This is a genomic window from Neobacillus drentensis (assembly GCF_036965425.1).
In the GTDB taxonomy this organism is placed as follows: Bacteria; Bacillota; Bacilli; order Bacillales; family Cytobacillaceae; genus Neobacillus; species Neobacillus drentensis_F.
Map to the genome: position 1 here is coordinate 1 of NZ_JBALPP010000149.1, position 8,423 is coordinate 8,423.

At 38.7% G+C, this 8,423-nt stretch carries 9 protein-coding genes; 5 read left to right on the forward strand and 4 right to left on the reverse strand.

Annotated features, from left to right (window positions below; all coding sequences use genetic code 11):
* The coding region (locus V7161_RS30480; protein WP_420491679.1) for a J domain-containing protein at positions 1-365 on the forward strand (365 nt) is incomplete at its 5' end.
* Between the two features lie 61 nt (positions 366-426).
* Here the strand turns inward: V7161_RS30480 and V7161_RS27905 are convergent.
* The 3 genes from V7161_RS27905 to V7161_RS27915 form a co-directional block, all read right to left on the reverse strand.
* Positions 427-1,728, reverse strand: coding sequence for an alpha/beta fold hydrolase (locus V7161_RS27905; RefSeq protein ID WP_335716051.1), 1,302 nt, complete (start codon positions 1,726-1,728; stop codon positions 427-429).
* Between the two features lie 181 nt (positions 1,729-1,909).
* Positions 1,910-2,338 carry a DUF3021 domain-containing protein gene (locus tag V7161_RS27910; protein ID WP_335716052.1) on the reverse strand — a complete coding sequence of 143 codons (429 nt, stop codon included), beginning with the start codon at positions 2,336-2,338 and terminating at the stop codon, positions 1,910-1,912.
* A gap of 14 nt (positions 2,339-2,352) precedes the next feature.
* Positions 2,353-2,790 (reverse strand): LytTR family DNA-binding domain-containing protein, encoded by a 438-nt coding sequence (locus V7161_RS27915; protein ID WP_335716053.1) that lies wholly within the window; start codon positions 2,788-2,790, stop codon positions 2,353-2,355.
* 146 nt (positions 2,791-2,936) lie between these two features.
* Here V7161_RS27915 and V7161_RS27920 point away from each other — a divergent pair, with 146 nt between their 5' ends.
* Entirely contained in the window at positions 2,937-4,937 is a 2,001-nt protein-coding gene (locus tag V7161_RS27920; protein ID WP_335716054.1) for a GDSL-type esterase/lipase family protein, read from the forward strand.
* A gap of 310 nt (positions 4,938-5,247) precedes the next feature.
* Here V7161_RS27920 and V7161_RS27925 read toward each other — a convergent pair whose 3' ends face one another.
* A complete protein-coding gene (locus tag V7161_RS27925; RefSeq protein WP_335716055.1) occupies positions 5,248-5,787 on the reverse strand; it encodes a nitrilase-related carbon-nitrogen hydrolase in 540 nt (179 codons plus the stop codon).
* Between the two features lie 475 nt (positions 5,788-6,262).
* Between V7161_RS27925 and V7161_RS27930 the strand changes: the two genes are divergently transcribed.
* From V7161_RS27930 to V7161_RS27940, 3 genes are read left to right on the forward strand one after another with little or no spacing between them, the layout of a single operon-like run.
* Complete coding sequence (locus tag V7161_RS27930; RefSeq protein WP_335716056.1) at positions 6,263-7,102, forward strand: hypothetical protein; 840 nt, start codon at positions 6,263-6,265, stop codon at positions 7,100-7,102.
* A 25-nt stretch (positions 7,103-7,127) separates the two neighbouring features.
* Positions 7,128-7,571: an N-acetylmuramoyl-L-alanine amidase family protein gene (locus V7161_RS27935; RefSeq protein ID WP_335716057.1), complete on the forward strand. Its 444-nt coding sequence runs from the start codon at positions 7,128-7,130 to the stop codon at positions 7,569-7,571.
* 9 nt (positions 7,572-7,580) lie between these two features.
* Positions 7,581-8,366: a hypothetical protein gene (locus V7161_RS27940; protein WP_335716058.1), complete on the forward strand. Its 786-nt coding sequence runs from the start codon at positions 7,581-7,583 to the stop codon at positions 8,364-8,366.
* Positions 8,367-8,423: the final 57 nt, after the last annotated feature.

Sequence of the window (8,423 nt, forward strand, 5' to 3'; positions counted from 1 at the left end):
TTTTAGACGTACCCTATGATGCAACTTTTGATGAAATTAAAGAAGCTTATCGAAAAAAAGTAAAAGAAGTACATCCAGATAAAGACAAAGGGAATTCTGAACAGTTTAAAAAAGTGAAAGAAGCCTATGAAACTCTTAAAAATGTTGAAAAAAGAAAGTGGTATGACGATTTTCTGTTCAAAACAGCTCATAACTTCACACATCATCTAAATCAGGAATCTCCTGTTGAAACGAATCCGTTCATAAAGATAGTAAATATACAAAATAAAAATCGAAAACAGGTTACCCTTTCACCAGTACTACTAAATGCGGCTTTTATTTTAATTGAAGTTTTAGGAAATGCGTATTTAAATAAAAAGAAATAGAACAGCAGCAGTGGGACAACCGCTGCTGTTTTTGTACGTAATATGAATGGGCCCTTCTAAATCAATATGTCCTCTCTGGAGAAAAATGGCCAATGCCCTTTAATTCATTGTCAAAAAAATCAAGAATTAGTTTATTTTCCGTTTCAATGCAGTAATATGGATCAATGCCGGCTTTTCCGCCTTGCAGATAATTTGCAAGGATAGGGGAGAAAAGCGGCAAATCGGTCAAGCTTAAATGTTTTGCCCCTTGAAAATGGGTTGTATATGCTTCTTTAAAATGTTTATTATCAAGTTTGTTCGCTGCATAAAGGGAGTTGCTTTCAAGTTGTCTCCAAACATCATCTGAATAAATGTTAAAAAGCGGGGTTTTGTATGCTTTGCTGCTTGCAGCAAAATCATCCCTTTCTTTCTTATAAGCCAGCTCACTAAAGAAAGGGGCATCGATATTGACGACTGCATCAATATCATCGCGCTCTCTGCCCAGCCAAACACTTGCTGCACCGCCCATTGAGTGCCCGAACACACCCATTTTCTCTGTATCGATGTGTTGATAAATGGGATTATTGTCGCTTTTCGCTTTTTCAAGTATCGTATCAATGACAAAATTCATATCGTCTGTTCGCAGTTTCATCCATTTTTGAATGAGACCATAAAGTTCTTCATTTGAGTAAACCCCGTTATTCATATTGTTGATTTCACGGTTATAATCTGAATTAATCGTTGCAACCGTTCCGTCATCTGAACGAGTATAAAAGGAGTGATAAGGATGATCGATAGAAACGACTACATACCCGTGGCTTGCAAGCTCCGCATAGGTAGAAGTATTGCTTGACTTAATGCCAGTGCCTCCATGTGAGAACACTAATAGAGGGTATGTTCCATCTCCCGTTTTGGGATACCAAAATTCCACATCTACAAATCTGTTTTTCCTCTTGTCGGTAAATTCTTCTATACGGTTTTTGTCAATGTATGTGTAAGCAGCGGTTGCTACATCATAATTCCCTGTCACTTTTGGTGATTTATGCTGCGGAAAAACAATGGCAGGTGCAAGTGCGAAACTGAAAGCCAATATCATAATCATGGATTTCCAGACAATTTTAGAAGTTTTGTATTTTGGTGAATTTGTTCTGTTGCGGATAAGCGAAACCGTTCCCTTTACCGCTAAGATAAAAAACAGTATGGCAGCCAATACCCAGCGGAAGCTCCACAAAAACACCGATGAAAGGGTGAGTAATACAAATGCTAAAAATATAGCAATCCTAATCCAATTTTTCATTTTCTTATGATTTTGCTTCGTAGCAATGCAATAGATTGAAAAAGCAATTTCGAAAGCCAACATAATCAATAATAGTAAAGTTCCCATCGGAGTGACTCCTTCTCTTTTGAATAATTTATTATGGACTCAGCATAATAAACTGCCAGAAGGAAGTATATAGAAAATCAGTAAGTTGTATCCACAGGCAAATAAGATGCAAAAAAAAGAGCAGTAAGCTATCAAACTTACCGCAAAATAATGTGTGGCTGACAACTGCTGCTTTATGATTTTATTGGTTACTGTTAAATGCTTTTAGTTTTTCGTTGATTTTTTGGGCTTCCTTTTTATCATTTCGCCATGACAGCAGACGAACGACGATGTAAATGACGGCAATTTGCAATGCCAGAATGATTCCATCTACTGCACTCGTCACAAGATCAAAAACGCTGCCAAGGGCGATCAATACAATCTCCAAAGTGAAAAAATGAATGGCCATTCTTAAACGCATATTCTTCTCACTACTATCATTAGGAGAATACAATATAAATCCCAGCAATGCACTTGAAAATGAAAAGCCCATAATGATATAAATCGACTTTAAATCAAAGTCGGTATCGGGATAATACATTTGTCGCAATAAAGTGATAATAATGATAATCGATGCAAAGATAATCAAGAAATCCTTCAACATTTTTTGTGCAAATTTGGCCATCTTCATATTTATCTCTCCTATTACAATCCAAGCATTTTTTTTAGGACAGGCACATACTGCCTCGATACAATAGCACGTTCCCCGTTATCAAGCACCGCTTCGAATCGGCCGCTTATGGACGGATGAATGGATGTGATTTTGGCTATGTTCAAGATTGTGGACTTGGATGCACGAAAACAGTTCTTTCCTTCGCAAAATTCCTCTAACTCATAAAGCTTTTGTTTTACCTCAAAAACGTTGTCCTTGCAGTACCCAAAAACCTTACCATCAACTGCCTCGAAATAGTAGATGTCACTAAGCTTAATGCGATGGACTTTATCATTTTGATATCCGAGTACAATGGGGTTTTCCGTTTTCAGCTTGGCGACGATTTCATTGATTTCGTCATCCACTTCATGACACCTAATCAGGATTTCTTCTTCCAGTGCTTTGTTTATTTCTTCTATTGAAATTTTCATATAATCACCCACGAAAATTCAAATTATTTCAAGTTGACCACTATATTATAACATCACCATATACCAATTAAAGGCAAAAATAATTTTTTGATAGACTTAAAGTATTATATAATAGGATTCATAGATAGTTAGAAAGGGAGTTGAAAATGAAATCATATAAGAAAATAGTCGCATGTGCCATTGTGGGAATGGCCATGCTGTTGTGTGCCAAAATTCCTGTACAGGCATCAACGATATTGGGCTCTGATGTAACCAGTTACCTTGCTTCTAGAAGCAACACGGTTTCTGTTGGTGTTTACGATGCAAACACAGGTAAAACCTATACATATAACCCTTCAAAAACCTACTATACGATGAGTATCGTGAAAATGTCGTTGCTCGCTGATGTACTCTATCAAAAGATCCCAATCACAAGCAATGAAAATTCATTGCTTACTAAAATGATAGAAAATAGTGATAACAGTGCTGCAAGTACAATTTGGCGGCAGCTAGGCAGCGATAAAAGCGTTCAGTCCTTTTTTCAAAAAGTAGGAATGACCAATACGGTTGCAGGTACGGGCGGATGGTGGGGACGCACCACGACAACCGTTCAGGACCAGCTTACCATGATGAAATACTTTGCCTATCCTAATACATTATTAACAGATTCCCAGAGAGCATACGGCCTTAATCTGATGCGGAACGTACGAGCAGATCAACGCTGGGGTACGGGGGCCGGGCTCCCTTCAGGAGTCAGTGTTGCCTTAAAAAATGGCTGGGCCGATTCCGGATCGTATGTTAATAGTGTCGGATATGTAAATGGCCAAGGGAAAAACTATGTGATTTCGGTTCTAACAACAAATAATAAATCCCTTTCCTATGGAATTGAAACCATTAATAAAATTTCAAGTCTGGTTTGGAATGAAATCCCTCCGCGTGGCTGGGTTTTTACGAATGGCACCTGGTACTTCTATACAACAAGCGGGAAATACACTGGCTGGCTTCATGATAATGGCAAATGGTATTACCTCGATTCAACAGGTGCCATGAAAACAGGCTGGGTAAAGTCTGACGGTTCGTGGTACTACTTAAATCGTGATGGATCCATGAAGACAGGCTGGCTCAATACTGGCGGAGTATGGTATTACCTAGATAATTCAGGAGCAATGAAAACAGGCTGGATTCAAACAAATGGAAAGCGGTATTACCTTCAGTCTGATGGAAAAATGGCAACCGGCTGGCTGCTTTCCGATAACAATTGGTACTACCTCCAGTCTAGCGGTGAAATGCGGACAGGCTGGATTTTGCTTAAGGAGAAATGGTATTACCTCGATCTAACAGGTGCCATGAAAACCGGCTGGCTCGAGTTATCAGGAAAAAAATACTTCCTTTCGGATAGTGGAGCGATGGTGATTGGCTGGCAGCAAATCGACGGCAAATGGTATTACTTCAATCAAAATGGAGATATGGCGGCTGATACTGTCATCAAAGGTTATAAATTAGGTTCGGATGGCGCGTGGATTCAAGTCAATTATGTGGCGTTGGGGGATTCGCTGGCTGCTGGGATGACTCCAGAGGGTCAAGATCGACTTCCTGTAAATGGAGTAGATTTAGATTGGGGATATCCGAATTATATTGCTGCGAATTTTGCCAAATCGTATCAACTGCTTGATTTTGCGAACTTCGGAGTCTCGGGATATACAACGGATAATATCTTAGCAGATTTAGAGAGGGGAGACGTTCAACAAGAAATTCAAAAAGCAACTCATCTTACCTTGGATATTGGGGCAAATGATTTGCTTCCTGTCGTTCAAAAGGATCCGGCTCAAGCACCTGCAGCGATTGCAGCCATTGCTGGTAAAATTAGCACAATTTTAAGCACAATTGATCAACTGAATCCGAATGTTAAGGTATATGTAATGGGCTATTACAACCCATTCCCATATATGGCTGATCCGGTGCAAAAAGAACAATTAAATCAACTATTAAAAGCTTTTAATGCGCAAATTCAAGCCCAGGCGACTCAGCATGGGGATACCTTTGTCCCAACAGCTCAAGTAATCAATGTAAGTAATTTTGCAGAATATATTACAAATCCTCACAATATTCACCTAAGTTTATTAGGTTATCAAGTAGTGGCCGGGGAGTTCTGGAAGGTCATGCAGTAATAGTGGAATACGTGCAGCGGCGCCATTAAAGGGCACCGCTGTTTTTGTTTTTTTACATTATTGATTGGAGTGATGTGATTGATCGCGGAAATCTATAATAAAATCTCCAAAACGGATCGATTTGAAGATCAGCTACCGGTGATTTCTTTGGGACAGCAGAGATTACATTGAATGGGAAAAAAATAAAGCCAAAGTATATGGTGAAAGAGAATGAAAGTTATGTTTTAAAATAACATAAGTGCCTGTCATCCCCTCACATTTTGTCGAATTCATCGACATTATTCTGGGGGGACAGGCATTGTTCTTACCGTCATGGTTTATTGACAATTAAAAAAACTGCCCGAAAACTCGGTAGCAAGGTAAACAGCTTTAAGTCTACGGACAGTTCGGTTTTTAAGATTTCAACTTCTTGTTTTTCGAGGCTTATGGATTTATATGGCTCATATTTTGAATAAACATCTTCACGGCGGGTGCGATCTACAAAGGTAGTTGCGGCACCTGTTTTTCTATTTTCATAGAGTTCATCAATATCAACGGTACCGGTGACTACGGTATGTTTATTTGTTTCGGCTTCTGCTACAATTCCGTTCGGCATCCAAGCCAGGTCGCAGGGACTAAGTATGGAGGAACGGCCAAAGCCATTTGGCAGCGGAGCTCCAGGCTCACCTACAGTCGGACAGTGAACAAAATATACTTGATTTTCGATTGCGCGTGCCTGTGCGCAATGGCGTACCCGCCAGAATCCTGCTTCCGTAAATGTGTATGAGGGACAGAAAATGATTTCCGCTCCATTTGCACTTAATATTCGGGATACTTCAGGAATTTCCGCTTCATAGCAAACCGCCAGCATACTGGATGAATATGTTAGTAAAATTGGAATAATTTACTTTTATGATAAAATAATAGTGTAAATTGTCCTATTATTTAAAAGATATACTGATTTCAACTTAGGGGATATTATCTTGTCAACAAATAGTTAACAAAGAAATGAGGCTGACTATTGAAAAGTATAGAGGAAATTAGTAAGAAAAGTGAGAGAAAGAGAAAGAGGATTCTGAGTCTTTTTTTAGGAATTATTGCTTTATTGTTAGGGTTCATTAGTTTTATTGAACCTTCAATAAAACTAAGCGGTATAGAAAATGGCAAGGTTTCCTTCAAATGAATATCCAGATATTTATTTGAAGTAAAGCTTTGGGAATGCAAGGGTTACATTAAACGGAAAGAAAATCACTTCTAACTATACGGTAAAAGAGAATGGAAACTACGTCCTTAAAGTCGAGTCCACGCTTCTTTGGGAAAAGAAGCAAGTTTCCTATACCTTTGTCGTGGATGATAAGCCTCCGATTACGCCACGAATAAAGGAAGGGGTACAAAAGGTTTATTTCAAAAAAGCTAATTTCACCATTGAAAAGGAAAAGGGCGTCACCTATAAAGCCGCCTTAAATGGTAAAGAAGTGCCCCTGGATCAGCCGATTCAACAGCCTGGGGAGCATACACTAACGATTACTGCGACAAAGCCTAATGGATTAACAGCTGCGAAAGAGATTTCATTTTTAATAGATGATAGAACTTTTCCTGATAAGACGATTAATGAATTTGTAAACTATTATTTTAATAAAGAGATACCTATTATTTATAGATTTACAGATAATGTAGCGATAACCTTGAGTGGGGATTATAACGAGGAAGATAGGAAAATGGTTGACAAGGCCATTAAAGAAATTAATGCCTTTTTCCCATATGAAATGAAAATCATCGATAGTTCCTATAATCCGAAATATAGCCGGTACATTAAAATGGTTTTTAAACCGACATCCGATTTTAAGGCCTATAATGTGGATAGGAATGATGTTTGGGGAGTTGAAATGCCAACGATGATCTCACCTGCATACGGGACTATGGAAGCATTAACCCTGATTGGAACGGATAAGGAAATCACAAGAGATTATCGAAACGGGGTTATCCTTCACGAGCTTCTCCATGCAGTGGGTCTGCACAATCATAATGAAACAGCCCAAAATAATTCGCTTAATCAGTATTCAGATAAGATTGTGAACTTGGGGGCTGAAGAGAAAAAATATGGTGAACTCCTGTACTTAGGTGAGGTAAAACCTAATTTGACAAAGGAAGAACTTATGAAGCAATTGAAACAAAGGATTCAATAACATTAATTATTTTAGGGGGATTAACTTGGATAGAGGTTGGGTTTCTGGATTATGGTTTAGGATTTTGTTTGTAGCTTTATGTTTTTTCCTAGTTTCGCAGTTTAGTAGTCAACAGGCACTGGCAGCCGGAGTGGGGAGTAAGGATTTTCAGCTTAGTCCAAATGCCGTGGGGGACGAAAACTCCACTGGATGGGTGACCATAGATGGAAAGCGTTATTTCATTGATGAATCCGGCAATCCAAAAGTAGGTTGGTTTGATTACGAGAATCATCGCTATTACTTTGATGAAAACGGAGTTATGGCTACTGGGTGGATTTATGTAGATGAGAAAGAATACTACCTTAATAAAGATGGACAAATGGTCGTCGGCTGGAATTATATTGAAGATGGCATGTATTATTTTTTACCAAATGGTGAGCTCGTTTATGACTGGCAGCAGATTGATAACAAATGGTATTTTTTCGATTAGTACGGAACGATGGTCACTGGATTTGCGATGATTGACGATGAATTCTACTATTTTAATAGTGACGGGGTCATGCAAACGGGATGGCAGCAAATTGAAGGCGATTGGTATTATTTCAATCATGAGGGTGAGCTCGTTACAGGCTGGGTTAGCTGGAACAAGAAATGGTATTACTTAGACGAACAAGAAGGTTATATGGTAACGGGTGCTCATTTCGTTGGCGGCAAATTATATATTTTTGATAGTAATGGTGTTATGGCTTCTGGCGGCTGGAAGAATATCGGGGGAAAATGGTATTATCTCAGTACGAGCGGTGCAGCAGCGGTTGATTGGAAGCAAGTGAATGGCAAGTGGTACTATTTTGATCCAAATACTGGAGCAATGGCGACAGGTTGGAAAAATCTATATGTTAATCAATCACTTTATTCAGCTCCATTCAGCATTAAAGTGTGGTATTACTTTGACACAAGCCGCGCAATGACAACGGGCTGGCTGTATCAAGGCGGAAAGTGGTATTACCTCAACAAATGGGGCGGTATGGCAACTGGAATGCAAATCATAAGCGGAACAAAGTACTACTTTAAGTCAAGTGGTGCTATGGCTGCGAATGAATGGATTAATTTAGGGCCAAACAATAAGTATTGGTACCAGGGAAACAGGCTGTTGGATGGCACACCATTAATGGGAAAAGGTATTATTTTGATAAGAATGGGGTTTTGCAATAAAAGATCAAGGAAGCGTAATATAAAGGGTTTTAAATCCGAAGCTGTCATTGTGGCAGCTTTTTTTATGTTCTAATAATTTACATTTTTTCAATAAAATTTTACAAAATTTCATATTTTTAAAATAAGTTTG

Coding starts and splice junctions, on each gene's coding strand:
- V7161_RS27920 (WP_335716054.1), top strand. CDS start 2,937: ATGAAATCATATAAGAAAATAGTCGCATGTGCCATTGTGGGAATGGCC.
- V7161_RS27940 (WP_335716058.1), top strand. CDS start 7,581: ATGGTCACTGGATTTGCGATGATTGACGATGAATTCTACTATTTTAAT.
- V7161_RS27925 (WP_335716055.1), bottom strand. CDS start 5,787: ATGCTGGCGGTTTGCTATGAAGCGGAAATTCCTGAAGTATCCCGAATA.
- V7161_RS27905 (WP_335716051.1), bottom strand. CDS start 1,728: ATGGGAACTTTACTATTATTGATTATGTTGGCTTTCGAAATTGCTTTT.
- V7161_RS27915 (WP_335716053.1), bottom strand. CDS start 2,790: ATGAAAATTTCAATAGAAGAAATAAACAAAGCACTGGAAGAAGAAATC.
- V7161_RS27910 (WP_335716052.1), bottom strand. CDS start 2,338: ATGAAGATGGCCAAATTTGCACAAAAAATGTTGAAGGATTTCTTGATT.